Origin of the sequence: Variovorax sp. WS11 (assembly GCF_010499245.1) — a bacterium.
In the GTDB taxonomy this organism is placed as follows: domain Bacteria; phylum Pseudomonadota; class Gammaproteobacteria; order Burkholderiales; family Burkholderiaceae_C; genus Variovorax.
In genome coordinates, this window is the sequence record NZ_JAAGOW010000001.1 from 1,783,645 (window position 1) to 1,807,711 (window position 24,067).

Here is a 24,067-nt window from a genome sequence, read left to right on the forward strand (position 1 = left end):
GGCGCGGCGCCCCCGCTACCATCGGGCGATGACCGACGACCTGTTCCGCTCCGACGCCTACCTGCGCGAGTGCGAGGCCCGCGTCCTGCGCATCGACGAGGCCGGCATCGTGCTCGACCGCACGGTGTTCTATCCGCTGGGCGGCGGCCAGGCCGGCGACAGCGGGCAGCTGGTGCTGGCAGACGGACGGGCGCTGGCGATCGCCGACACCCGCAAGGCCAAGGATGCCGAGGGCCGGCCGACGAAGGCGATCGCTCACGTGCCGGCGCCGGACCAGGCCGGGCTGCTGGCGGACCTGAAGGCCGGCGATGCCGTGACGGCCCGCATCGACTGGGACCGCCGGCACAAGCTGATGCGCTTCCACACCGCGACCCACCTGCTTTGCCACCTGGTGCCGCAGCCGGTCGACGGCTGCTCGATCACGCCCGACTACGCGCGACTGGATTTCCACATGACCGACCCGCTGGACAAGGAGGCGCTCAGCGCCGGCTTGGCGCGGCTGGTGGCGGCCGGGCATCCATTGGCCGTGGGCGCAATCACCGACGAAGAGCTCGACGCCAATCCCGCGCTGGTCAAGAGCATGAGCGTGCAGCCGCCGCGCGGCACCGGCACCGTGCGCACGGTCCGGATCGGCGAGGCCGAGGCGATCGATTTCCAGCCTTGCGGTGGGACCCATGTGGCGAATACGCGCGAGATCGGCCCGGTGGTCGTCACCAAGATCGAGAAGAAGAGCGCCAAGACCCGCCGGGTGGTGCTGGGGTGGGCGGCCTGAGCCCGCTGGCCCGGAACTTCGCCCCGCAAGCACGCTCCGACTGACCGGCATGGCCCTCTTCTCCTTCCTCCGCGGCGCAGCCTTCCTGGCCGCCACCCTCGCTGCCAGCCTGCCGGCAGCGGCCCAGCTGGCTTCCCGCATCGGGCCCGTCGTCAGCACCCCGCATGTGCGCGCAGAGCTCATCGCCCAGGCGCCGCAGGGCGTCTCGGCCGGCGCACCGGTCTGGGTTGGGCTGCAGATCACGCACCAGCCCGAGTGGCACACCTACTGGAAGAACGCCGGCGACTCCGGCCTCCCGACCGAACTGGCCTGGTCGCTGCCGGCCGGCGTGACGGCCGGCGAGATCGCCTGGCCGGCGCCCAAGAAGATTCCGATCGGCACCCTGGCCAACTACGGGTACGAGGGCACCGTGCTGCTGCCGGTGCCACTCACGGTGGCGGCCGACTTCAAGCCGCCGGCCGGCCTCGCCGGCGCCGAGGCGCTGGACATCAAGCTCAAGGCCACCTGGCTGGTCTGCCGCAAGGAATGCATCCCCGAGGACGGGGAGTTCCTGCTCAAACTGCCGGTCCAGGGCTCCACGGCGCTGCACCAGAACGCCTTCGACGCGGCGCTGGCCGCCCGGCCCGAGCCCCTGGCCAAGCCCGGATCGATCGCGATCGAGGGCCAGAAGCTCCAGGTCCGGCTCGACGGCCTGCCGGCCGCCGCGCGCGGCAAGACGCTGGACTTCTTCCCGGAAACCGGCGAGGTGATCCACACCGCGGCCGTCCTCGGCAAGGACTGGACCCAAGCCTGGGACGGCGACACCTGGACCGCCAGCGTGCCGCTGGCCGAGCAGCGTAGCGCGAGCCCCGGCACGATGCCGATGGTGGTCGCCCTGGCCGAGGCCGACCGGAAGGCGGGCCAGCCCGCAGCCTGGCGCGCCGAGGCGCCGGTCAGCGGCACCTGGCCGGCCGTGGCCGCGCGCGCCGAGGTTTCGCCGGCCCTGCGGGCCGCGCTGGAGTCCAACACCGCGCCCGCATCGCCGCAACCCAGCGGCAGCTTCGTTGCCGCGCTGCTGGGCGCCCTGCTCGGCGGGCTGCTGCTCAACCTGATGCCCTGCGTGTTCCCGGTGCTGGCGATCAAGGTGCTGGGCTTCACCCGGCGTGCCGACGACGACGCCGGGCACCGGATGGCCGCCGTGGCCTACACGGGCGGCGTGATGCTGTCCTTCCTGGCGCTCGGGGCCGCGATGCTGGCCCTGCGAGCGGCGGGCGCGGAACTGGGCTGGGGCTTCCAGCTGCAGTCGCCCGCGGTGGTGGCGGTGCTGGCCGCTCTCTTCACGCTGATCGGGCTCAACCTGGCGGGCCTGTTCGAGTTCGGCATGCTCGCGCCCTCCTCGGTGTGCAGCGCCCAGGTGCGGCATCCGATGGCCAACGACTTCCTGTCCGGGGTGCTGGCGGTGGTGATCGCCTCGCCCTGCACCGCTCCCTTCATGGGTGCGTCGATGGGCTTCACGATCGGACTGCCGGCCGCGCAGGCCCTGCTGATCTTCGCGGCGCTAGGCTTCGGCCTGGCCCTGCCCTACCTGGCCGCCGGATTCGTGCCGGGCGTGGCGCGCCTGCTGCCGCGGCCCGGGCCGTGGATGAACATCCTGCGCCGGCTGCTCGCCTTCCCGATCTTCGCCACGGTGGCCTGGCTGGTCTGGGTGCTGGGCCAGCAAAGCGGCATCGACGGCGCGGGCGCGCTGCTGGGCCTGCTGGTGTGCCTGGCGGCGGTCGTCTGGGCCTTCACCCTGCGGGGTCGCACCCGCATCGTGCTGGCCAGCGCGCTGATCGCGGTCACCGCGGTGCTGGCGGGTGCGATCGGCGGCAACGTGGTGCGCAGCGCAGCGCCTGCCATGGCCGCCTCGGCCGGCGAGCGCTGGCAGGCCTGGTCGCCCGCGCGCGTGAGCGAGCTCGCGGCCGAAGGGCGGCCGGTGTTCGTCGACTTCACGGCCGCCTGGTGCGTCACCTGTCAATACAACAAGCGCAGCACGCTGGCCGATGCCGTGCTGCTGGCCGAGTTCGATGCGAAGAAGGTCGCCATGCTGCGCGCCGACTGGACCCGCCGCGACCCCGAGATCACCGCCGCGCTGACCGCGCTCGGCCGCAGCGGCGTGCCGGCCTATGTGCTGATGGCGCCGGGCCGAACGCCGGTGGTGCTGACCGAAATCCTTAGCAAGGAAGAGGTCAGCGAAGCGCTGGCGAAACTTTGACCCCTGCCCCTCTACGGGTTGTCACAAGCAGGTGAAGAAAGCGTTCTAAGCTGTCGCGGTCGTTGATTTTTTGCAAGTGGAGTTCAAGCTGACCATGCCCTCATCGTCAACCGCAGACTCGCGTTCCTACCGCGCCGCGCGCCAGGCGCGCGCTGCCCTGAGCCGAGCCTCCCGCCGCGCCGTGATGGCCGCCGCCGTGGCCCTCGGCGCCACCTTCCTGATGGGTTCCCACGCTGCAGCCGCGCCGGCCGTCGGCCAGAGGGCGCCCGATTTCGTCGCCGTCGACACCGCCGGCAAGCAGCACCGGCTGTCCGATTTCGCCGGCAAGTTCGTGGTGCTCGAATGGACCAACCCGGGCTGCCCCTTCGTGCGCAAGCACTATGGCAGCGGCAACATGCCCGCCACCCAGAAGGCCGCGACCGAGAAGGGCGTGGTCTGGCTGTCCGTCAATTCCACCGAGCGCGCCGCCGGCGACTACCTGAAGCCGGCCGCGCTCGATGCCTGGATGAAGGAGCAGGCGGCCGCCCCCACGGCCGTGCTGATGGACGAGGACGGCGTGATCGGCCGCGCCTATGCCGCGCGCACCACGCCGCACCTCTACATCATCGATCCCAAGGGAGTGCTCGTGTATGCCGGCGGCATCGACAGCATCGCCTCGTCCCGCACCGAGGACATCAAGACCGCGACCAACTACGTGAACCAGGCCCTCGGCGAGGCTTTCGGCGGCAAGCCGATCAGCGCGGCGACGACCAAGCCCTACGGCTGCTCGATCAAGTACAAAGCCTGAACGCGCGGCCCGCGGCGAAGGCCCCTGCGACAATCGCGGGATGCCTTTCGCCCCCCTGAAGAACGACACTTTCCTGCGCGCCTGCTGGCGCCAGGCCACCGATCACACGCCCGTCTGGCTGATGCGCCAGGCCGGGCGCTACCTGCCTGAATACGTGGCGACGCGGGCCCGGGCCGGCAGCTTCATGGGGCTGGCGACCAACGTGGACTACGCCACCGAGGTCACGCTGCAGCCGTTGGCGCGCTATCCGCTCGACGCGGCGATCCTGTTCTCCGACATCCTCACGGTGCCCGACGCGATGGGCCTGGGCCTGTCCTTCGAGGCCGGCGAGGGCCCGCGTTTTGCGCGGCCGGTGCGCGACGAGGCGGCCATCGGCGCGCTCGAGGTGCCGGACATGGACAAGCTGCGCTATGTCTTCGACGCCGTGGGCTCGATCCGCCGCGCCCTCGACGGCCGCGTGCCGCTGATCGGCTTCTCCGGCAGCCCCTGGACGCTGGCCTGCTACATGGTCGAGGGCGCCGGCTCGAGCGACTACCGCCTGGTCAAGAGCCTGCTCTACAGCCGCCCCGACCTCATGCACCGCCTGCTCGCGGTGAATGCCGATGCAGTGGCGGCCTACCTCAACGCCCAGATCGACGCCGGCGCGCAGGCCGTGATGATCTTCGACAGCTGGGGCGGCGTGCTGGCCGACGGCGCGTTCCAGGACTTCAGCCTGGCCTACACCGCCCGTGTGCTGTCGCAGCTCCAGCGCCAGGGCGCGGACGGCCAGCCCGTGCCGCGCATCGTCTTCACCAAGGGCGGCGGCCTCTGGCTGGAGGCCATGCGCGCGCTCGACTGCGAGGTGCTGGGCCTGGACTGGACCGTCAACCTCGGCCGCGCTCGCACGCTGGTGGGCGAAGGTGAGGGCGGCAAGGCGCTGCAGGGCAACATCGATCCCAACGTGCTGTTCGCCCCGCCCGAGCGGATCGAGGCCGAGGTCGCGAAGGTGCTGCAGGCCTTCGGCCGTCCGCACTGCGACCCCTCGTCGAGCGGACCGACCCACATCTTCAACCTGGGGCATGGGATCAGCCAGTTCACCCCACCCGACCACGTCGCCGCGCTGGTGGCCGCGGTCCACGCGCAGTCCCGCGCCCTGCGCGGCCTCTGAGGCCGTTATGGCTTGTAAGCACCTGAGATCGCGGGTCGCGCGTTTGTCAAGTTCGAAAATGGTGAGGACGGACTGACTTATGCACAAAACCATGGTAGCGGAGCGAAAAATCATCTGAGGGTCCACCGCCCCCGCTCCTAAAGCGATAGCGCCGCTAAGTTATTGATTCATATGGATTTTGAGTTTTGCTTTTTTTGCGGGCATTCCAGCAGGAGCCTTGATTCTCAAGGGCTGGCAGCGCTTCGAGCCCCGATATCAACAAAGTTATCCACAGTAACTCTGGATGGCTTTCAAAGCGCTGGCAAATCAACGACTTAGGCTGCTTTGCTCCAAGTTCCTTTAACCATCGGCCCGAACGGAAGGGTGTCTTGAACTGGCGTCTCGAAGTCGCCGTTCAGACTCCGGCGCACAGCGCATTAGGGGATGTACTGAGCTACGCCAGCCCCCAGCCTGTCGCGCCTGGCGCACTGGTGCGGGTGCCGCTGGGCCGCCGCGAGGTGCTCGGGGTGGTGTGGTCGGGCCAGCCCGCCGGGGTGCAGGACGATGAGGACGAAGCGGCGGCGCCGGTGGAGCTCAAGCCCATCGCCGCCGTGCTGGATGCCCTGCCGCCGCTGAGCGCGGGCTGGCGCGACCTGGTGGCCTTTGCCGCCCGCTACTACCAGCGCTCGCTGGGCGAGATCGCGCTGGCCGCGCTGCCGCCCCAGTTGCGCGACCTGAGCACGGTGCAGCTGGCGCGGCGCCTCAAGCGCCAGGCAGCGCCCGCCGCCGCTGCAGCATCCCCCGGCGGCCCGGCGCTGACCCCCGAGCAGGCGCAGGCCCTGGCGCGCTTCGACGCCGAAAGCGGCCCCTTCCTGCTCTTCGGCAGCACCGGCAGCGGCAAGACCGAGGTCTACCTCCAGGCCGTCGCGGCGCTGCTCGAACGCGAGCCGGAGGCCCAGGCGCTGGTGATGGTGCCCGAGATCAATCTGACGCCACAGCTGGAGGCGCGCTTCAAGGACCGCTTCGGCAGCGGCGCCGTGGTGTCGCTGCACAGCGGCATGACGAATCCCCAGCGCCTGGCCAGCTGGCTGGCGGCGCACGGCGGGGCGGCGCGCATCGTGCTGGGCACCCGGATGGCGGTGTTCGCCTCGATGCCCGCGCTCAAGCTGATCGTGGTCGACGAGGAGCACGACCCCAGCTACAAGCAGCAGGAAGGCGCGCGCTACTCGGCCCGCGACCTGGCCGTCTGGCGAGGCCGGCGCGAGGGCGCGAAGGTGATGCTGGGCTCGGCCACGCCCTCCCTGGAGAGCTGGCACCAGAGCCGGCCGGCCGCGGGCGAGGATGGCGGTGGGCGCTACCTGCGCCTGGCGATGCCCTCGCGCATCGGCACCGCGGCGCTGCCCACGGTGCGGCTGGTCGACATGGGCCTGCAGCCGCCGCGAACCGTGCTGTCCGCCGCGTTGCTCGACGCCATCGGCCAGCGGGTGGCGCGCGGCGAGCAGAGCATGGTGTTCCTCAACCGGCGCGGCTACGCGCCGGTGCTGGCCTGCGGCGACTGCGACTGGAAGAGCGAATGCCCGCACTGCAGCGCCTTCCGCGTGTTCCACAAGATCGACCGCACGCTGCGCTGCCACCATTGCGGCTTCACCGAGCGCGTGCCGCGCGCCTGCCCGGCCTGCGGCAACCCCGACATCGCCCCGGTGGGCCGCGGCACGGAGCGGCTGGAGGAACACCTGGGCGAACTGTTCGCCGGCGTGAAGCGGCCCGACGGCAGCCCGGTGCGCATCGCGCGCATCGACGCCGACAGCACGCGCCGGCAGGGCGCGCTCGAGTCGCAGCTGGCGGCGGTGCATGCCGGCGAGGTCGACGTGCTGGTGGGCACGCAGATGATCGCCAAGGGCCACGACTTCCGGCGCATCACGCTGGTGGCGGCGGCCAACCCCGACGGGGCGCTCTTCTCCAGCGACTTCCGCGCGCCCGAGCGCCTGTTCGGCCTGCTCATGCAATCGGCGGGGCGCGCGGGGCGGGATGCGGCCTATCTATTGGCGCAGGGAACGACCGCCGAGATGTGGATCCAGACCCACCACCCGCAGCACGCCCTCTTCGCCGCCCTGCGCCGGCATGACTACCCCGCCTTCGCCCAGCGCGAGCTGGAGGAGCGCTCGGCCGCCGGGATGCCGCCCTTCGCCTTCCAGGCCCTGCTGCGCGCCGACGCCCGCACGCAGGAGGCGGCGCAGGGCTTCCTCAATGCCGCCGGCGCGGCGGCCGAGGGGCTGGAGGGTGCGCAGCAAGTGACCCGCTATTCCGCCGTGCCGCATGCAATGCAGCGCGTGGCCAATGTGGAACGGGCGCAGCTGCTGGTCGAGAGCGCTTCGCGCGCCGCGCTGCAGCGCCTGCTTGCGGCCTGGCAGCCGCTGCTGCACGGGCTGCGCAAGCAGCCCGAAGGTAAAGGGGTGATCCGCTGGCTGGTCGACGTCGACCCCCACAGCATCTGAACCGGGCGACGGCCCGGCGAGCTTCAGTGCAGCCCGATCGGCTGCTTGCCCATCTCGATGTACTGCAAGGCCGTGCGGCGCCTGCGGTGGTGGCTGCGCCAGACGAAGAGAAGAAGGCTGGCGGCGCCCGTCGCGAGCGCCGTGCCGGCGCTCAGGGCGCCCGCGTGCCAAAGCCAACCCACCGTGGCAAGGCATGCCACCCACAGCATCCAGCGCATCCAAGTCGTCATGGCAGTTTCCCCCAAGGTTTTGACGCCACTTTAGCAGGGCATTTGCAAACAGAAGAATTAGTCGAACGGTATAGCTAGCACTATCAGCCAATAGCCGCCGGGGGTGTGTAGGCAATATTCTGAAACATGGGTTGACGCCGCTCGAAATCGACGTCGAAGCTCTGACATGGCCCTGAACGGGCCGCAACGGAAGGTCCTGGCGTGAAAAGCTGGTCGATGGTCCTCGGGGGTGTGGCTCTGGCGGGCGTGAGCTGGAGCGTGCAGGCGGCGGAGATCGAGCTGGAAGGCAACCGCCTGCTGGTCAGCGGCATGCTCGACGGCAGTGCCGTCCAGCGCTTCGTCGAGCAGCTCGGCAGCGGCAAGGTGCGCACGGTGGTGTTCGAGGACTCCCTCGGCGGCACGGCCGAGGCGGCCGGCGAATACGCCCGCGCGATCCGCGCCAGCGGCGTCGACACGGAGATGAAGGGCCAGTGCCACGCCGCCTGCGCCTATGCCTTCCTGGCCGGCAAGGAGCACCGCTTCGGGCGCGGATTCCAGGTCAACGGCCTGCTGATCCCGGTGGCCGCGCGGCCCCGCCCCGAGGAACTCGCCAGCCGCTGGCGCGGCGAGGAGGCGCAGAAGACCCTGGCCGAATTCACCGCGGCGCCGGCCGAGCCCGAGCCCGCGGGCGCACCCAGGGAACGCTGGCAGCCCGGTCAGGGCGTGCTCTTCACCTCCACGCCCACCCTCTTCGGCCGCGTCTACAACAGCTTCTATTGCGACGGCACGCAGGGGCACGACACCTCGCGCTGCGAGCTGCTGTCCGACGCCGACCCCTACAAGCTCGGCGTGCTCACGCCCTGAAGCTCAACGTACCCAGCCGACCGCGAGCGGAAAACTGAAGAAGGCCGCCACGGTGGTCCACAGGATGATGCGCGCGATGCGCCCGCTGTCGGCGCCGAAGCGCTCGGCCAGCATGGCCACGTTGCTCGCGCTCGGCAGCGCGGCCACCAGCACGATGGCGACCAGCGCGTTGCGCTCGAGCGGCAGGCCCAGCGCCATGGCGGCGCGCGCCACCCCGTAAACCAGCAAGGGATGCGCCAGCATCTTGGTCACGGCCACCGACAGCAGGTCGGCAGTCCGCGCCGGCAAAGGCCCCGGCGTCCCGCTGCCCATGGCCTCGGCCACGCGCGCGCTGGCGCGATGCTCGCGCGCCAGCAGGGCCGAGCGGGCCAGCACGGCGCCGATGGTGAACAGCGCCACCGGCGAGGCGGCGTCGCCCAGCATCGCGATCGTGCGCTCCGCCGGCCCCGGCAGCGCGAGGCCGGTCGCTGAGACCAGCCCGCCGAGCAGGATGGCCCAGGGCATCGGGTTCTGCACGATGCCGCGCAGCGCCTGCCGCGCCGCCCGGGCCGCGCCCTGCGCACCGGCCCCGTCGAGGCGCGACAGGGCGATGCACAGCGAGGAGGTCAGCACCAGGTCGAAGGCAATGGTGATGATCATCGGCGAGGCCGCCTGCGCGCCCAGGATGGCGATCAGGAGCGGCAGCCCCATGAAGCCGGTGTTGGGGAAGGCGGCTACCAGCGCGCCGAAGGCCGCGTCGTTCCAGGCCAGGCCCTGGCGGCGCGCCAGCCCCACCGTGGCGCCGACCACGAGCAGCGCGCAAGTGCCCCACACCAACGCCACGCCGGCATCGAGCAGCTGTGCGATCGGCGCGCCCGCACCGAAGCGGAACAGCATGCAGGGCAGCGCGAAATAGAGCACGAAGGCGTTGAGGCCCGGAATCGCCGCCAGCGGCAACGCGCCGCTGCGTGCCGCCGCATAGCCGGCCGCAATCAAGGCGAAAAAAGGGAGGGTGACGGCGAGGATGTGCAGCACGCGGGCAATTGTCGCCCTGGCACATGGCGACACAGCTTTCACACAGCCTTGCATAACGCCGGCCCCGTATCATTGCCCGCTTTGCGCCCCCCTTCCCCTCCCCTTCATGTCCTCCGGTCTCAATCTCGCGCAGCAAGAAGCGGTCAACTACCTTCATGGCCCCTGCCTGGTGCTCGCCGGCGCGGGCTCGGGCAAGACGCGCGTCATCACGCACAAGATCGCGCGCCTGATCCAGGCCGGGGTGGAACCGAAGCGCATCGCGGCCATCACCTTCACCAACAAGGCGGCGGCCGAGATGCGCGAGCGCGCCAAGGGCCTGATCGGGCGCGACGCGAACAAGGTGGTGGTCTGCACCTTTCATGCGCTGGGCGTGCGCATGATGCGCGAGGACGGCGCCGTGCTGGGCCTGAAGCCGGCCTTCAGCATCCTCGACAGCGACGACGTCACCAAGATTCTCAAGGATGCCGGCGGCACCACCGATGCCGCAACCGCGCGCATCTGGCAGTGGACCATCAGCAAGTGGAAGAACATGGGCCTCAATGCCGCGCAGGCCGAGGCCCAGGCCGCCGACGACAACGAGCGCATCACGGCGCGCATCATGGCGCGCTACGAGGAGCGCCTGGTCGCCTACCAGAGCGTGGACTTCGACGACCTGATCGGCATGCCGCTCAAGCTGCTGCAGCAGCACGAGGACGTGCGCACCAAGTGGCAGGCAGCCCTCGGCCACGTGCTGGTCGACGAATACCAGGACACCAACGCCACGCAGTACGAGGTGCTGAAGGCGCTGGTAGGCCAGCGCGGCCGCTTCACCGCGGTGGGCGACGACGACCAGTCGATCTACGGCTGGCGCGGCGCCACGCTGGACAACCTGCGCAAGCTGCCGGTGGACTTTCCCATGCTCAAGGTCATCAAGCTCGAGCAGAACTACCGCAGCACCAGCGCCATCCTGCGCGCGGCCAACAACGTGATCGGCCCCAACCCCAAGCTGTTCCCCAAGACGCTGTTCAGCGAGTTGGGCGAGGGCGAGCCGGTGCGCGTGGTCGATGCCGACACCGAGGCGCACGAGGCCGAGCGCGCGGTGGCGCGCATCCAGAGCCTGCGCGGCGGCGAGGCCACCACGCAGGGCCAGCAGTTCAAGGAGTTCCGCGACTTCGCCATCCTCTACCGCGCCAACCACCAGGCGCGCGTGTTCGAGCAGGCGCTGCGCCGCGCGCAGATCCCCTACAAGGTCTCGGGCGGCCAGAGCTTCTTCGACCGCGCCGAGATCAAGGACCTGTGCGGCTGGTTCCGGCTGTGGGTCAACAACGACGACGACCCGGCCTTCCTGCGCGCCGTGACCACGCCCAAGCGCGGCATCGGCCACACCACGCTGGCCAGCCTCGGCACCTTCGCGAGCCAGTACAAGCTGAGCCTGTTCGAGGCACTGTTCTCGCCCTCCCTGCCCAGCGTGATGGCCAAGCGGGGAATGGAAGGCCTGCACGAGTTCGGCCGCTACATCAACGACCTCGAATACCGCGCGCGCCGCACCATGGGCGCCGAGGATGCGCGCGCCTTCCTGGCCGACTGGCTCAAGGACATCGAATACGAGAAGCACCTCTACGACGGCGAAGAGAGCGAACAGGCCGCGGCCAGCCGCTGGACCAACGTGCTCGAGTTCTGCGACTGGATGTCGCAGCGCTGCGGCGGGCAGATCGCGGACGCCTCCGGCGCCACGGTCGAGAACGAGCGCAAGAGCCTGCTCGAAGTGGCGCAGACCATCTCGCTGCTCTCCACCATCAGCGAGCGCGAGAAGGACCAGAACGTGGTCACGCTCTCCACGCTGCATGCGTCCAAGGGCCTGGAGTGGCCGCACGTGATGCTGATCGGCGTCAACGAGGGCCTGCTGCCCTTCAAGCTCGAGGACGACGGCGGCCGCCAGCTGAAGGTCAGCGACGAGACCCTGCAGCGCCTGCAGGAGGAGCGCCGCCTGATGTACGTCGGCATCACGCGCGCGCAGCGCAGCCTGGCCGTGAGCTGGACCAAGCGCCGCAAGCAGGGCCGCGAGATGGTGCCGGCGCAGCCCAGCCGCTTCATCACCGAGATGGCGCTCGACAAGAAGACCATCAAGGAAGATCCGCGCGAGAAGCTCAAGGCCCTGCGCGCCGAGTTCGCGCGCAAGGCCCAGGACAACGCGGCGGCGGCAGCAGCAGCAGCAGCAGCGGCCGCGGCAGGCTCATGAAGGGCCCGCTGATTCTGGCGCTGGGCCTGGCCGCGGGCGCCGCCCTGGCCCAGCCGGCCTGTCCCGCGAACGGCCGCGAGCTGCCGGTGGGCGCACTTTATGGTCAGTGGGAGGCGCGCATCGAGGGCGAACCCGGCATCGCGCGCGTGCAGCTGGCGAAGCATCCCGAGTACGAAGGCGTGCGCGGCACCATCACGCGCGAGCGTGGCAGCAGGCCGCCTTCGGTGGCGCAGCTCGCGGGCGACATCGACGACGAAGGCCTGCTCAACATCGACGAGTCGCTGGACGGCCGCGCCATCAGCGGCAACTGGCTGGGCGAGCTGCAGCCGGGCTCCTGCGGCAAGGAATTCAAGGGGACGTGGCGCAACGCGTCCGACGACAGCACGCACCCCTTCGTGCTGAACAAGACTGGCAGTTGGCAATGAAGAACACACGCATCACCCCTATCGCAGCGCTCCTTGCCGGCCTCGGCATGGGGCTCGCGCAAGCCCAGCCCGCGCCGAAGCCGGCGAGCCCGCTGGCCGACGCGGCGCTGACCTGGCAGCAGTGCCAGCGGCTCGCGAACGACAAGGAAGCGCGCCTGGCCTGCTTCGACCGCTGGGCCCAGCAGCAGACGCTGCCGGCCGCCCAGGTGCCGGCGCCGCCGCCGGTGCTCGCCACCACGCAGCCGCCCGCGCCGGTGGACGCCGCCGTGCCGGCCACGCGCGTGGTCTCGGTCGCGACCGAGGAGGGCTGCCGCGACACCCAGTACTCCGCGCTCTCGCGCTTCTGGGAGCTCGAGAATGGCAGCGACTGCGGCACCTTCAGCTTCCGCGGCTACCGGCCGCTCAACGTGTCCTTCGCGACCGCCAACCACAAGCCCGACACCCCGACCTCGCCCTCGGCCGGCCACACCGGCACCTTCATCCCCTACCAGGCCAACGAGATGCGCATCGGCCTGTCGGTGCGCACCAAGCTCGCCCAGGGCATGCTCACGCAGGACGACCCGGTCAAGAAGGACTCGCTGTGGTTCGGCTACAGCCAGCAGTCGACCTGGCAGATCTTCAACGGCGCCATCTCGCGGCCCTTCCGCAGCACCGACCACGAACCCGAGCTGATGTACGTCTACCCCACGGACTACCGGCTGCCGGGCGGCTGGCGCTGGCGCTATGCGGGCGTCGGGCTGGTGCACCAGTCCAATGGCCAGAGCCTGCCCTACTCGCGCAGCTGGAACCGGCTCTACCTGATGGGCGGCGTGGAGCTGGACGACCGCTTCACGATCACCGGGCGCATCTGGAAGCGCGTGCACGAAAGCGCGGTGGACGACGACAACCCCGACATCTCGAACTACATCGGCCGCGCCGAGATCACCGGCCGCTGGAACGTCGACAGCGGGAACACGCTGGCCATGACGCTGCGCAACAACCTGCGCGACAGCGGCCGCGGATCGATCCGGCTCGAGTGGCTCAAGCCCATCGGCAACTCGAGCCGGAGCAACCTGCGCTTCCACACGCAGCTGTTCTACGGCTACGGCGACACGCTGGTCGACTACAACCGCAAGCGCGCGGTGCTCAGCATCGGGCTGAGCCTGGTCGACTTCTGAAGCGATCTCGCGGCCGGTCGCCGGGCGCCGATTGCGCCGGGGGAGCGCGTGGACCATAGTGCTCGCCCCACCCCTGCACAAGGAGCTGCCATGCCTGCGAAATTCCTGGCGACGATCGCGCTCGCGTTCATCGGTTCCGTCCATGCGGCGCCGCCGCCGGCCTCGCCGCTGATCCCGTTGGGCGTCTCCGGAACCGGCGATTCCTCGGTGGCCTGGATGCTGGATGCCGCGCGCAATCGCATCCTGGTGTGCCGCGTGGAGTACGGCAGCGGCGGCGGAAGCAGCTGCAACGTGATCCAGCTGCCGGCGCGGTAGCGCTTCTAGGCGGCGCGGTCGGCGAGCAGCGCGCTCACTTCGCGCGGCCGAGGCATGCCGCCGATCGCGCCGCGGCCTCGCACCGAAAGCGCGGCCGCAGCGTTGGCGCGGCGCATCGCCGGGTGCAGCAACTCGCCGCGTGCCAGCGCAGCGGCCAGGGCGCCGGTGAAGGTGTCGCCCGCGCCGATCGTGTCCACCACCGGCACGCGATGCCCGGGCTCGTTTCGCGGCGCCTCGCCGCGACGATAGAGTCGGCAGCCGGCGCTTCCCAGCGTGACCACGATGGCCCCCACGCCGCGGGCGAGCAGCAGCGCTGCGGCCTCGTCGATGGAGGCCGCGCCGGGGCCGGCCAAGGCCATCAGTTCGCCTTCGTTGGGCGTGAGCACGTCGACCAGCGGCAACAGCTCGTCGGGCAAGGGCATGGCCGGCGCCGGGTTGAGCAGGGTCAGCGCACCAAGGGCACGCGCCTGCCGAAAAGCCTGGAGCGTGCAGGCCAGCGGCACCTCGCACGAGGCCATCACCACCCGGCATACCGCCATCGTGCCGGCCGCGGCCCGGGCATGCACCGCGTCCAGGCCGGCACCGGCGCCGGGGAAGACGGCGATGGCGTTGTCGCCATCGTCGAACACGTGGATTTGCGCGACGCCGCTGCGCTCGCCGGCGGCGATGTCCACATGGCCCACATCGATGCCTTCGGCGTGCCACAGGCTGAGCGCCATGCGCCCGAACTCGTCATCGCCGATGCGCGCCACCACGGCCACTGCGGCACCCTGCCGCGCCGCGGCCACCGCGGCGTTCGACCCCTTGCCGCCCGGGCTGATCTCGAAGCCGTCGGCGAGCAGCGTTTCGCCCCGCGCCAGCGGCCGTGGAATGCGCGACACGAGATCGGCATTCCAGCTGGCGATGCAGACCACGCTGGCAGCCATGCGCTCAGTCCCGCGTGCGATCGATGCCGAAGGCGCGCAACTGCGCGGCCAGCCGTTCGTATTCGGCCGCGCCCAGCGCCACCAGCGGCGGGCGCACGCGCATCCAGCCCGGTGCATCGTCGAGCAGCGCCATCACGCCCTTGAAGGCGGCCGTGAGCCCATAGCCGCCGAGGATCTGCAGCAGCGCGAGCACGCGCTCCTGGTCCACCGCCGGTTCGCCGGAGCCTTTCACCAGCCGCTGCACCAGGCGCGGCATGACGTTCGCGATGCCGCTCACCGCGCCGAGGCTGCCGCGCGCGGCCAGGGTCTGCAGGTCCGGCTCGTTGCCCACCCACACCTGCATCGGCGGCATGAAGGCTTCGGCGTAGGCCAGCGAAGCGTCGCGCTGGCAGCCGCTGTCCTTCAGGCCCACGATGCTCTCCGGGTACAGCGTCTTCAGGGTGCGGATCACGTGATGGCTCAGGCCGATGCCCGCCACCTGGGGGATGTGATAGAGCACCACGCGCAGCCGCGTGTCGCCGACGCCGTCGATGATCCAGCGGTAGGCATCGATCACGCCCTGGTCGGACACGCCCTTCAGGAAGAAGGGCGGCAGCAGCAGGCAGCCGTAGGCGCCCAGCTCGACCGCGTGCCGGGTCAGCGCCAGCGTATCCGGCAGCGCGGCGCAGCTGGTGGAGGCCAGGATGCGCCCGGCCGGCACGCCGCGTGCCACCAGCCCGGCCAGCGCGTCCATGCGCTCGGCCACGCTGAAGGACGGGCCTTCGCCGGTGGTGCCGAAGGGCGTGATGCCGGTGCAGCCGGCGTCGAGCAGGCGCAGCGCATGGGAGGCGAAGCGCGGAATGTCGACGCCGAGCTTCTCGTCGAGCGGGGTCAGCAGCGCGGGCCAGATGCCGGAATAGCAAACGGAAGTGACGGAGTTCAAGATCGGGACTTTCGCAGATGGGAAGACAAGGGGCCAGAGAGAGAACGCGCTTCAGCCTTCGGAACCAAATTGTTCGTCGAGCCGTTGGTGTGCCGGCAGGCCGACGATCCGGGTGAAGTCGGCATAGGCGAGCGTCGGCACATCGCGTGGCGTGCCGTCCTGCCGCAGGCGCGCGAGCGCCTGCTCGACGGCGAGCGCTGCACTGAAGAGCGCCGTCACCGCGTACAGCACCACGGCGAAGCCCATGGCCTGCAGGTCGGCCGCGCGCAGCGCGGTGGTCTCGTTGCCGTCGACGATGGAGACGATCTTCGGCCCCGGCAGGTGCCGCGCCACGGCTTCGACCTCGGCGATCTTCTTGATACCGTCGACGAAGACCAGGTCCACGCCCGCATCCTGCCAGCGCCGGGCGCGCGCCAGCGCCTCGTCGATGCCGGCGGCAGGCAGCGCATCGGTGCGCCCGATGATCAGCATGGGATCGTGACCGCGTGCGGCCACGGCGCAGCGCAGCCGGCGCTCGTTCTCGCGCGCGTCGATCAGGCGGATGCCGGCCATCTGGCCGCAGCGCTTCGGCGCCACCTGGTCCTCGAGGTGGATGGCGGCCACGCCGGACTGGACGTACTCGCGCACCGTGCGCTCGATGTTCGAGGGACCGCCGTAGCCGGTGTCGGCATCGGCGATGACCGGCACGCCGACGGCGCGCACCATGTCGCGCGCGTGGCCGGTCATCTCGGTCTGCGTCATGAGGCCGATGTCGGGCTGGCCCAGCCGCGACGCGGTGGCGCCGAAGCCGGTCATGTAGACGGCCGGGAAGCCGGCGCGCTCGATCTGCCGCGCGCTCAGCGCGTCGTAGGCGCCCGGTGCCTCGACGATGGAAGCGCCGGCGAGCAGGGCCTTCAGGGACAGTGCGGAATGCATGGGCCTCAGTTCATCATCAGGCCGCCGTCGATGTTGATCGACTGGCCCGTCATGTAGTCCGCCGCGGGCGAGGCGAGGAACATCGCCAAGTCGGCCACGTCTTCCGGCGTCTGCGCCCGGCCCATGGGCACCGCGGCCACGCGCTGCTGCCACGCCTGGCCCCGGGGCACGCCTTGCAGCGCACTCCAGTCGCGGTCCATGCGCTGCCACATGTCGGTTTCCACCAGACCGGGGCAGATCGCGTTGACGGTGATCTGCGGCGCGAAGGCGACAGCCGCCGACTGGGTGAGGCTGATCACCGCCGCCTTGCTGGCGCGGTAGTGCGGGATCACCGCCGCGATCGGGCCGGCGCCGCTGCGGCCGGCGATCGACGCCATCAGCAGGATCTTGCCGCGCGGCCGACCTTCGGCCAGCGGCGGCTGCGCCAGCATCTGCCGCGCCGCGGCCTGCAGCGTGAGGAAGCTGCCCTTGACGTTGACGCCGAGCATCCGGTCCCAGTCCTTGCCGTCCAGTTCGAGCAGCGGCTTCAGCTGCATGATGCCGGCGTTGCAGATCATCACGTCGAGGCGGCCGTGCACCGCGACCACGCGCTCGACCAGCGCCGCGCAATGCTCGGCATTCGTCACGTCGGCCGGCACGCCGAGGGCCTGCAGTTCGCTCGCCGCGGACGCGCAGGACGCGGCATCGATGTCGGAGACGACCACCCGGGCGCCCTGCCGGGCGAAGGCCCGCGCCAGCGCGCGGCCGATGCCCTGCCCCGCTCCGGTGATGGCCACCACCGGCCCCACGCTCGCAGCCTGCGTCATGCCGCCACCTTGCGCTGCAGCGCCTCGCCCGCGACGTAGGTGCGGTTCCACACCGGCGAGATCACCAGCTCGTTGATGCAGACGTGCGGCGGCATCTCGGCAATGAAGCGGATCGTGCGCCCCAGGTCGGCCTCCTGCAGCATGCGCGCCTTGTCGGCCTCGCTCGGCTGGACCGGCCGCTTCTTCAGGATCGGCGTGGCGACTTCGCCCGGGCACAGCGCGGTCGCGCGCAAGCCGTTGACGCACTCCTCGATGTTGAAGGAGTGCGTGAGCGCCATCAGCGCGGCCTTGCTGGCGGTGTAGGCGGGGCCGGTCAGGTACTCGTAGTGCCAGCCCGCGAAGGAGGCGACGTTGATCACCGTTCCCTCGCGGCGCGCGCGCATGCCCTTGGCCACCGCGAGGGTGCAATAGGTGGCGCCGTTCAGGTTGACGGCCACCACCTGGTCGAAGGTGGGCCCGTCGGTCTCGCACCAGTAGCGCTTGGGGAAATTGATGCCGGCGCTGTTGACGAGGATGTCGACGCGCCCGAGTTCGGCCTCGATGGTCTGCGCAACGGCCGCGACGGCGCGGGCATCCGCCACGTCCAGCGGCGCGGCCGAGATCGAGCCGCGTGGCGCGCCCAGGCGCTCGGCAGCCTCGATGGCCGCGTCGAGCTTGGGCGCCTCGCGCCCGGAGACGACGACCCGACAGCCCGCTTGCGCCAGCTGCGTGGCACCAGCCAGCCCGATGCCGCTTCCGCCACCGGTGACCCAGGCGACCTTTCCCGAAAGACTCATCGTGAATTCCTTTGCTCAGTTGCCGCGGATGCGCTTGAGCTCGGAGGAGACCATCGTGATCGCCTCGTCGCCGATGGCCTTGGCGTGCCGTTCGTAGATCACGCTCGAGCGCTCGCGGATGCGCTGCATCTCGGCCGGCGCGATCTCGTTGACCGCCATGCCCTTGGCCTTGAGGTTGTCGACGCTGCGCGCTTCCATCGCGCGGTTGGCGCGGCGCTGCTCGTCGCGCCCTTGCACCGCGCATTCACGCAGCGCGTCCTGCTCCTGCGGCGAGAGCGTGTCCCAGATCTTCTTGGAGAACAGCACCAGCGTCGGGCTGTAGGCGTGCTTGGTCAACGTGAGGTACTTCTGCACCTCGTAGAACTTCATGTTCTCGATGTTGGTGAAGGGGTTCTCCTGGCCGTCCACCGTCTTGGTCTCGAGCGCCGAATAGACCTCGGTGAAGGCCATCGGCACGGCGTTGGTGCCCAGGGTCTTGAAGGTGTCGAGGAAGATGGTGTTCTGCATCACGCGCATCTTCACGCCGTCGAAATCCTCGACCTTGGTGATCGGCCGCTTCGAGTTGGTCGTGTGGCGAAAGCCGTTCTCCCACCAGGCGAGGTTGACCAGCCCGACGGCCGGCAGCTTGGCGGAGAACCAGTCGCCGACCTTGCCGTCGAGCACCTTGTCGGCCTCGCCGGCGTTGTTGAAGAGGAAGGGCAGATCGAAGACGCCCAGCGCCGGCACGATGGACACCACGGGCGCGGTCGACGTGATCACCATGTCGAGCGAGCCGGTGCGCACACTCTGCGTGCCGGTGAGGTCGCTGCCGAGCGCGCCGTCCCAGAAGGCCTGGATCTTCATCTTGCCGCCGCTCTTCTCGAGCGTGCAGGCACCCATCTTCGCCAGGCCGTTGCCCATCGGGTGTTCCTTGCTCACGCCGTTGGAGACGCGGAAGTTGCGCTCCTTGAACTGGGCCTGCGCAGCACCGGCGGCCAGGCCGGCGGCCAGGGCCACGGCGGCGAAGCGGGAAAGGCGGGAAAGGCGGGAATGGATCGGCATCGGAGGTCTCCTTGTTTGTAAAAATCAGCTCAGCCACTTCAGCGGCACCAGCACCAGCGAAGGGAAGAGCACGAGCAGCAACAGCACGATGAGCTCGGCCCAGAGGAAGGGCCACAGGCCGCGCATCAGCTCCTTCATCGAGATCTTGGCCACGCCGCACATCACGTTGAGCACGATGCCCACCGGCGGCGTGATGAGGCCGATGGCGTTGTTCATGATGAACAGCACGCCGAAGTACACCGGGTCGATGCCCGCCTGCCTGACCACCGGCATGAGCACGGGCGTGAGGATCATCAGCGTGGGAGCGAAGTCGAGCGCGGTGCCGACGATCACCACGATGACCATGATCACGAGCATCAGCAGGATCTTGTTGCCCATGAGGGGCTCGAGCATGGCGGCCACCTGCGCCGGCACCTCGGAGGTGGTGATCAGCCAGGCCGACACCAGCGCGGCGGCAATGAGGAACACGACCACGGCCGTGCTCTTCGCGGCCGCCACCAGCAGGCCGTAGCACTGGCGCAGGTTCAGTTCGCGGTAGACGAGGGCGCCGAGCACGAAGGCGTAGACGCAGGCGGCGACGCCGGCTTCGGTGGGCGTGAACACGCCGAACTTCAGCCCGCCGATGATCCCCAGCGGCATCAGGAGCGCCCAGAAGCCGTCGACCGCGGCGCGGCCGCGCGCGGCCATCGGCTGGCGCGGCTGCACGCTCACCTTGTCGCGCCGCGCCACCCACATCCAGGCGATGACCAGCGACGCGCCCATCATCAGCCCCGGCACGATGCCGGCCAGGAACAGCTTGCCGATCGACACGTTGGCGATGACGCCGAACACGATCAGCCCGATCGAGGGCGGGATCACCGGCGCGATCACGCCGCCGGCCGCGATGAGGCCGGCCGAGCGCGGCACGTCGTAGCCGGCCTGGCGCATCATCGGGATCAGCATCGCGCCGATGGCCGCGGCATCGGCGGCCGCGCTGCCGGAGATCGCCGCCATCACCACCGAGGCGAAGATCGCCACCAGCCCGAGGCCGCCGCGCAAATGGCCGACCCAGGCCAGCGCGAAGTTGACGATGCGCCGCGAGATGCCGCCGGCGTTCATCAGCTCGCCGGCCAGGATGAAGAAGGGAATGGCCAGCAACGGGAAGCTGTCCGCGCCCTCCACCAGCTTCTGTGACAGGATGGTCGTGTCGATCTGGCCCTGGGCGACCATCAATGCGCCGGCGCAGATCAGCAGGGCGAAGGCGATCGGCGCGCCCAACATCATGGCGCCGAGCAGCGACAGCGTGAAAACGGCGATCGTCACGGCCGTGCTCCCGTGTGGGCGGCGTCGTGCGGGATCTCCTCGCTCTCCGTGACCTGCACCAGTTCGTCGTCGCGCAAGCGGCCGGTGGCGATGCGCCACAGCGCATGCAAGGCGTGAGCGCCGATGGCCACGCTGGTCAAGTAGCCGATGCCGAAGACCCAGATCATGGAGATCTCGGTGACCGGCGCCTTGGTGGTGGCGTTGACCTCGTGCTGCTGCCAGGTGCCCCAGAACAGCATGACACAGCAGACCAGCACGATGGTCTGGCTGGCCGCCAGGCAGGCAAGCTTGCCACGCCGCGACAGGCGGGTGACGAAGCCGTCCATGCCCAGATGGGTGCCGTCGCGCATCGCGACGATGGCGCCGATGAAGGTGAGCCACACAAAGAAGAAGCGCGACAGCTCCTCCGACACCTGGATGCCCGAGTTGAAGGCGTAGCGCAGCACCACGTTGCCGAACACCATCAGCACCATGCCCAGCAGCAAGGCCGCGAGCACCGCCTCGATGCCCTTGAACACGCGGTCGACGAAGACGGCGGCCATGCTCACACCACCTTGCCCGGGTTGAGCAGGCCCGCGGGATCGAGGGCGGCCTTGAGCGTCTTCATCAGCGCGATCTCCTCGGGACTGCGCGCATGGCCGAGCCAGCGCTTCTTGACCGTGCCGATGCCGTGCTCGGCCGACACCGTGCCGCCGAACTCGCGCACCAGGCCATAGATCACTTCGTCCATCGCCTCCTTGGGCTGATGCTCGATCGACAGGCCCGGGACCCAGGCCACCAGGTGCAGGTTGCCGTCGCCGATGTGGCCGTAATAGACAGCCTCGCAGCCGGGGATGCGTGCGGCCAGTGCGGCCTTGCAGGCACGCACGTAGACGTCCATCGATTTCACCGCCATGCCGACGTCATAGGAGACATGAGGCCCGAGCGTGGGGAAGAACTCCGCGCAGGCATCGCGCAGCGCCCAGAAGGACTGCGTGTCGGCCACCGACTGGGCGACTGCCGCGTCGGCCAGCGCGCCCTCCTCCATCAAGCGCTCGAGCCAGCGCTGGAAGCGCGGGCCGTCGATGGCCTCGTCGGTTCCCTGGACCTCGACCAGCACGTAGTGGCTGTGCCTGGTGCCAGCGGCGAGCGGGTCGCGCACGCCCACCCGCTCGGTCACCACCTGCCAGTAGTCGGGCCACATCACCTCGAAGGCCGAGAGCAGTGGCCCCAGTCCGGCGCGCGCGGCGCCCAGGAGGCGCACCACGCCGTCGTAGTCGGGCAAGGCGCACAGCGCCGACAGCGTGCAACCCGGCTGCGGATGCAGGCGCAGCACGATGCGGGTGATGATGCCCAGCGTGCCCTCGCTGCCGATGAACAGGTGCTTGAGGTCGTAGCCGGCGTTGTTCTTCAGCATCTTGTTGAGGCTGGTCATCACCGTGCCGTCGGGCAGCACGACCTCGAGGCCGAGCACCAGCTCGCGCGCCATGCCGTAGCGGATCACGCGGTTGCCACCCGCATTGGTCGACAGGTTGCCGCCGATCGCGCAGGAGCCGCGCGCGCCGAGATCCAGCGCGAAGTAGAAGCCGGCTTCGGCCGCGGCGCGCTGCACCAGCTCGAGCGGCGTGCCGGCGCGCACCGTCATCGTGGCGCTTGCCGGGTCGATCTCCTCGATACCGACCATGCGCTCCAGCGACAGCGCCACCCAGCCGTCTTCGGGCCGGGCGCCGCCGCACAGGCCGGTGAGCCCGCCCTGCGGCACTACCGGCAGGCCGGCCTCGCGGCAGGCCACCAGTGCAGCGGAGACGCCCGCCGCATCGACGGGCCGCACGACGGCCAGCGGAAGCGTGGGCGGCTGAGTGCTCCAGTCGTTCCGGTTGCGCTGCGGCACCTCGTCGCCGAAGAGCACTGCGGAAGCGCCGAGTTGCTCGCGCAATGCCAGAAGGCTTGGCGGGACGGCAGCGGAAGAGAGGGGCGTCATGATTCTTCGGGACTGGGAGCGACCGGCGAATCATCTTGTATGTAAGGCACTAAGGCACTAGTATTTATACGAACTGTTGCTGCCTTCGGAGGTCGGCTATAAGCCCCTGACTGCCCGAACCGACTCTTTTTCAGCTCTACAGCACCGTGCCCCCATCCAACCGACTCAAGATCGAAGCCCCGAAGTCCCTCGCGACGCTGGTGGCGCAGCGCCTGCGCGAGGCCATCATCGACGGCGAGTTCGCGCTGGGGGAGATGATTCCGGAGGAGACGCTGGCCAGTTCCTTCGGCGTGAGCCGTACGCCGGTGCGCGAGGCGCTGAATCAGCTGCAACTGGCGGGATTGGTCGTGATCCGGCCCCAACGCGGCAGCTATGTGTTCGAACCCACCGAAGCCGACATTGCCGCCATCTGCGAATTCCGCTGTCTGCTCGAGCCGCGCGCGGCCGAACTTGCGTACCGGAACGCGCGCGAAGCCACCGCCGCGTCGCTGCAGGCCGCGATCAGCGAGATGGAGGAGGCGCGCGCCGCACGCGACGCGGTGCGCTACGGCCGCGCGGACACGCGCCTGCACGAAGCCTTCTTCGAGCATTGCGGCAATCCGTACATGCAGGCCGCCTACGCCACCGCCGCAACCAAGATCGCGACGCTGCGCACGCACCTGTCCGCGCCGGCGGACGTGCTGCGCGCTGCCGGCTTCGAGCAGCACTCGAAGTTGCTGGCGCTGTTCCGCGCGGGTGAATTTGCGGAGTTCGAGGCGCTGATGCGCACGCACGTTACAGGCACGCGAAACAGCTACGTCGCCAGCCTCAAGTCGCGTGCTGCTGCATGAGGCGTCCAGAGGGCGATCGACGGCGGATGTAGAAACGCCCCAGAACCCTATCGGGCGCTGGGGCGCATGAAGACTGGTGGCCTGGGGCGGAATCGAACCACCGACACGCGGATTTTCAATCCGCTGCTCTACCAACTGAGCTACCGGGCCATGTACCCAAGACTGCTGACGAATCAGTTGGTGTCGTGAGACTCAACCGAGCTAGCGCGCCTTGTGTGCAGCCCGCGATTATACAGTGCCGCGACGGCCCCTCGACAGATCGACGCCGAGTTGCTTCAACTTGCGATAGAGATGCGTGCGCTCGAGGCCTGTTTTCTCGGCCACGCGGGTCATCGATCCGTTCTCCATCGCGAGATGGAATTCGAAGTACGCCTTCTCGAAGCCGTCGCGCGCATCGCGCAGCGGCCGGTCGAGATCGAAGCTCTGCATGGCCTGCGGGCCCGTGTCGATCGCCGGGCCCTGCGGCGCCGCAGGCACCAGCGCGTTCTCGCCCATCGTGGTGACCACGGTAGCAAGGTTGTTCGCGGTCGTCGGCACAACGCTGGCGGCAGCACGGCGTGCGCTCTCGCGCGCCAATCCCTGCTCGACCGCCTTCAGCAGTTTCTGCAGCGTGATGGGCTTCTCGAGGAAGGCAAAGGCGCCGATGCGCGTGGCGTCGACCGCGGTGTCGATGGTGGCGTGGCCGCTCATCATGATCACCGGCATGCTCAGCAGACCGGCGGTGGACCATTCCTTGAGCAGCGTGACGCCGTCGGTGTCAGGCATCCAGATGTCGAGCAGAACGAGGTCGGGGCGCGCGCGCTGCCGGGCGGCACGGGCCTCGGCCGCGTTTTCCGCGAGCTCCACGTTGTGGCCTTCGTCGTTCAGAATTTCGAAGAGCAGGTCCCGAATGCCCAGCTCGTCGTCGACCACGAGGATGTTTGCCATGAATGCTTGTGTTTATGCGCCGGTATGGGGTTCGCTTGCCGACCCGC

Annotated in this window: 23 protein-coding genes and 1 tRNA gene; 11 read left to right on the forward strand and 13 right to left on the reverse strand. The window is 69.7% G+C overall.

The window, feature by feature from the left end; all coding sequences use genetic code 11:
• Positions 1–28: 28 nt before the first annotated feature.
• The 5 genes from GXN78_RS08975 to priA all read left to right on the forward strand — a co-directional run bounded on the left by GXN78_RS08975 (position 29) and on the right by priA (position 7,413).
• Positions 29–772 carry an alanyl-tRNA editing protein gene (locus GXN78_RS08975; RefSeq protein WP_106559757.1) on the forward strand — a complete coding sequence of 248 codons (744 nt, stop codon included), beginning with the start codon at positions 29–31 and terminating at the stop codon, positions 770–772.
• Positions 773–821: 49 nt separating this feature from the next.
• On the forward strand, positions 822–3,005 hold the full coding sequence (locus GXN78_RS08980; protein WP_181360655.1) for a thioredoxin family protein: 2,184 nt from the start codon (positions 822–824) through the stop codon (positions 3,003–3,005).
• 94 nt (positions 3,006–3,099) lie between these two features.
• Positions 3,100–3,792: a redoxin domain-containing protein gene (locus GXN78_RS08985; protein WP_106559769.1), complete on the forward strand. Its 693-nt coding sequence runs from the start codon at positions 3,100–3,102 to the stop codon at positions 3,790–3,792.
• 40 nt (positions 3,793–3,832) lie between these two features.
• A complete protein-coding gene (hemE, locus tag GXN78_RS08990; protein ID WP_106559756.1) occupies positions 3,833–4,939 on the forward strand; it encodes a uroporphyrinogen decarboxylase in 1,107 nt (368 codons plus the stop codon).
• Between the two features lie 368 nt (positions 4,940–5,307).
• The gene (gene priA, locus GXN78_RS08995; RefSeq protein ID WP_106559755.1) at positions 5,308–7,413 is read left to right on the forward strand and encodes a primosomal protein N'; all 2,106 of its coding nucleotides are present in this window, start codon (positions 5,308–5,310) and stop codon (positions 7,411–7,413) included.
• A gap of 23 nt (positions 7,414–7,436) precedes the next feature.
• On the opposite strand, the gene GXN78_RS09000 is transcribed toward priA, so the two are convergent.
• Entirely contained in the window at positions 7,437–7,643 is a 207-nt protein-coding gene (locus GXN78_RS09000; RefSeq protein ID WP_106559754.1) for a hypothetical protein, read from the reverse strand.
• Between the two features lie 201 nt (positions 7,644–7,844).
• Here GXN78_RS09000 and GXN78_RS09005 point away from each other — a divergent pair, with 201 nt between their 5' ends.
• The gene (locus GXN78_RS09005) at positions 7,845–8,486 is read left to right on the forward strand and encodes a hypothetical protein (RefSeq protein WP_239142649.1); all 642 of its coding nucleotides are present in this window, start codon (positions 7,845–7,847) and stop codon (positions 8,484–8,486) included.
• Positions 8,487–8,489: 3 nt separating this feature from the next.
• On the opposite strand, the gene GXN78_RS09010 is transcribed toward GXN78_RS09005, so the two are convergent.
• Positions 8,490–9,500, reverse strand: coding sequence for an AEC family transporter (locus GXN78_RS09010; RefSeq protein WP_106559752.1), 1,011 nt, complete (start codon positions 9,498–9,500; stop codon positions 8,490–8,492).
• A gap of 106 nt (positions 9,501–9,606) precedes the next feature.
• Here GXN78_RS09010 and GXN78_RS09015 point away from each other — a divergent pair, with 106 nt between their 5' ends.
• The 4 genes from GXN78_RS09015 (at position 9,607) to GXN78_RS09030 (ending at position 13,615) form a co-directional block, all read left to right on the forward strand.
• Positions 9,607–11,718, forward strand: coding sequence for a UvrD-helicase domain-containing protein (locus GXN78_RS09015; RefSeq protein WP_106559751.1), 2,112 nt, complete (start codon positions 9,607–9,609; stop codon positions 11,716–11,718).
• Positions 11,715–12,143, forward strand: coding sequence for a hypothetical protein (locus tag GXN78_RS09020; RefSeq protein ID WP_106559750.1), 429 nt, complete (start codon positions 11,715–11,717; stop codon positions 12,141–12,143). Before GXN78_RS09015 ends, GXN78_RS09020 begins: the two co-directional genes overlap by 4 nt.
• Before the next feature lie 47 nt (positions 12,144–12,190).
• Entirely contained in the window at positions 12,191–13,300 is a 1,110-nt protein-coding gene (locus tag GXN78_RS09025) for a phospholipase A (protein WP_239142808.1), read from the forward strand.
• A 90-nt stretch (positions 13,301–13,390) separates the two neighbouring features.
• Positions 13,391–13,615, forward strand: a complete 225-nt coding sequence (locus GXN78_RS09030; protein ID WP_106559748.1) for a hypothetical protein — start codon at positions 13,391–13,393, stop codon at positions 13,613–13,615.
• A gap of 5 nt (positions 13,616–13,620) precedes the next feature.
• Here the strand turns inward: GXN78_RS09030 and GXN78_RS09035 are convergent, their stop codons facing one another.
• Genes GXN78_RS09035 through GXN78_RS09075 form a run of 9 tightly spaced genes read right to left on the reverse strand, consistent with a single transcriptional unit; the run spans position 13,621 to position 22,263 of the window.
• Entirely contained in the window at positions 13,621–14,541 is a 921-nt protein-coding gene (locus GXN78_RS09035) for a ribokinase (RefSeq protein ID WP_106559747.1), read from the reverse strand.
• 4 nt (positions 14,542–14,545) lie between these two features.
• Positions 14,546–15,463, reverse strand: coding sequence for a dihydrodipicolinate synthase family protein (locus tag GXN78_RS09040; protein ID WP_239142650.1), 918 nt, complete (start codon positions 15,461–15,463; stop codon positions 14,546–14,548).
• A gap of 51 nt (positions 15,464–15,514) precedes the next feature.
• On the reverse strand, positions 15,515–16,378 hold the full coding sequence (locus tag GXN78_RS09045; RefSeq protein ID WP_106559745.1) for an isocitrate lyase/PEP mutase family protein: 864 nt from the start codon (positions 16,376–16,378) through the stop codon (positions 15,515–15,517).
• 5 nt (positions 16,379–16,383) lie between these two features.
• Positions 16,384–17,184, reverse strand: a complete 801-nt coding sequence (locus tag GXN78_RS09050) for a glucose 1-dehydrogenase (protein ID WP_204162209.1) — start codon at positions 17,182–17,184, stop codon at positions 16,384–16,386.
• Complete coding sequence (locus GXN78_RS09055) at positions 17,181–17,960, reverse strand: SDR family NAD(P)-dependent oxidoreductase (protein ID WP_106559744.1); 780 nt, start codon at positions 17,958–17,960, stop codon at positions 17,181–17,183. Before GXN78_RS09055 ends, GXN78_RS09050 begins: the two co-directional genes overlap by 4 nt.
• Positions 17,961–17,975: 15 nt before the next feature.
• Entirely contained in the window at positions 17,976–19,001 is a 1,026-nt protein-coding gene (locus tag GXN78_RS09060) for a TRAP transporter substrate-binding protein (protein WP_106559743.1), read from the reverse strand.
• Between the two features lie 24 nt (positions 19,002–19,025).
• Positions 19,026–20,303: a TRAP transporter large permease subunit gene (locus GXN78_RS09065; protein ID WP_106559742.1), complete on the reverse strand. Its 1,278-nt coding sequence runs from the start codon at positions 20,301–20,303 to the stop codon at positions 19,026–19,028.
• Positions 20,300–20,845: a TRAP transporter small permease gene (locus tag GXN78_RS09070; protein WP_106559741.1), complete on the reverse strand. Its 546-nt coding sequence runs from the start codon at positions 20,843–20,845 to the stop codon at positions 20,300–20,302. Before GXN78_RS09070 ends, GXN78_RS09065 begins: the two co-directional genes overlap by 4 nt.
• A gap of 2 nt (positions 20,846–20,847) precedes the next feature.
• Complete coding sequence (locus tag GXN78_RS09075; RefSeq protein WP_106559740.1) at positions 20,848–22,263, reverse strand: FAD-binding oxidoreductase; 1,416 nt, start codon at positions 22,261–22,263, stop codon at positions 20,848–20,850.
• A gap of 146 nt (positions 22,264–22,409) precedes the next feature.
• Here GXN78_RS09075 and GXN78_RS09080 point away from each other — a divergent pair, with 146 nt between their 5' ends.
• The gene (locus GXN78_RS09080) at positions 22,410–23,093 is read left to right on the forward strand and encodes a GntR family transcriptional regulator (protein WP_204162210.1); all 684 of its coding nucleotides are present in this window, start codon (positions 22,410–22,412) and stop codon (positions 23,091–23,093) included.
• A gap of 74 nt (positions 23,094–23,167) precedes the next feature.
• On the opposite strand, the gene GXN78_RS09085 is transcribed toward GXN78_RS09080, so the two are convergent.
• A tRNA-Phe gene (locus tag GXN78_RS09085) sits at positions 23,168–23,243 on the reverse strand.
• 78 nt (positions 23,244–23,321) lie between these two features.
• Positions 23,322–24,020, reverse strand: coding sequence for a response regulator (locus GXN78_RS09090; protein ID WP_106559739.1), 699 nt, complete (start codon positions 24,018–24,020; stop codon positions 23,322–23,324).
• Between the last annotated feature and the right edge of the window lie 47 nt (positions 24,021–24,067).